At 60.7% G+C, this 1,307-nt stretch carries 1 protein-coding gene; it reads right to left on the bottom strand.

Features of this window, described 5'->3' with window-relative positions; translation table 11 throughout:
• Nucleotides 1-1,183 (bottom strand): FAD-dependent oxidoreductase (locus Pmgp_RS19230; protein ID WP_134216293.1); only part of this gene is annotated, 1,183 nt, incomplete at its 3' end.
• Nucleotides 1,184-1,307 lie beyond the last annotated feature (124 nt).

The following is a 1,307-nucleotide window of genomic DNA, read 5'->3' as shown; positions in this document are numbered from 1 at the left end:
TGTCGACGTCCATAATATACTCGGACCCTTTAATCGGCACCGGGCTGCGGCGGCCGGAAGCGTCGGGCTCGCCCAGCTCGCACCTGATGCACTCCATCCCGGTGACCCAGTAGTTGTCGTCATAGATNATNCNGGTCGGGTAGGTCAGNAAGGCAAACTGCACNCCTTCTTCCNCNGCNTGNTCNACTTCTTCGTGGCGCGCGGGCAGTTCNACTTTGGAGCGCCGGTAGACNATCCAGGACTCTTCCGCGCCNAGGCGCAGCGCTGTGCGCGCGGAGTCCATGGCCACGTTGCCGCCGCCCAGCACNGCNACTTTCCNGCCTACTCTGATCGGGGTGTCTGTCGCGGGGAAGCTGTATGCTTTCATTAANTTGGTGCGGGTGAGAAANTCGTTGGCTGAATANACGCCGCAGGCGTTCTCACCGGGTATTTGCATGAAGTAAGGCAGTCCGGCGCCGGTGCCGATGAAGACGGCGTCGTAGCCNCCTTCTTCNATCANNTCGTCNACTGTGGCNAACTTGCCGACNACGGCGTTGACCTGGATCTCCACGCCGAGCTTTTTNAGGTTTTCGACTTCGGCCTGGACCACCGCCTTGGGCAGGCGGAACTCTGGTATGCCGTACATNAGCACGCCGCCGGCCACGTGCAGTGCTTCGAAGATGGTCACGCTGTGGCCGAGCTTGGCCAGGTCGGCGGCGCAGGTTAGCCCGGCGGGGCCGGACCCTACCACTGCCACTTTCTTGCCGGTGGCCGGCGCGATATCCTGTTTTTGCACGCCCTGGGCGAGTTCCCAGTCGGCGATGAAGCGCTCGATCCGGCCGATGCCTACCGGCTGGTGCTTTTTGCCCAGGGTGCAGTATTTCTCGCACTGGTTTTCCTGGGGGCAGACGCGGCCGCATACGGCGGGCAGGGCGTTCTTCTCTTTGAGCTTTCTGGCTGACCCGGCGAAATCGCGTTCGGCGGCAAGTTTGATAAAAGCTGGTATGTCTACTTCCACGGGGCACCCCTGGCGGCAGGGAGCGTTTTTGCACATGAGGCAGCGGTTGGCTTCGGCCACTGCGGCTTCTTCGCTGTAGCCGAGGGCGACTTCGGAAAAGTTTCTGGCGCGCTCTACGGGATCTTGGGCTGGCATGGGGTTTTTCTCGGGAATAATTGTCTTCTTCTCTTTTCTGACTTCAGACATTACCTGTCACCTCCGCAGCCGCAGCCGCACTTGTGGGCGCCCTGGCTGTTGTATCTTTGCAGGGCGATCTGTTCCTGGGGCTTGTATATGACTGACCGCCTGGACATCTCGGCGAAATCCACCT

Source organism: Pelotomaculum propionicicum (genome assembly GCF_004369225.1).
Classification (GTDB): Bacteria; Bacillota; Desulfotomaculia; order Desulfotomaculales; family Pelotomaculaceae; genus Pelotomaculum_B; species Pelotomaculum_B propionicicum.
This window is presented reverse-complemented; position numbering and strand designations above follow the sequence as displayed.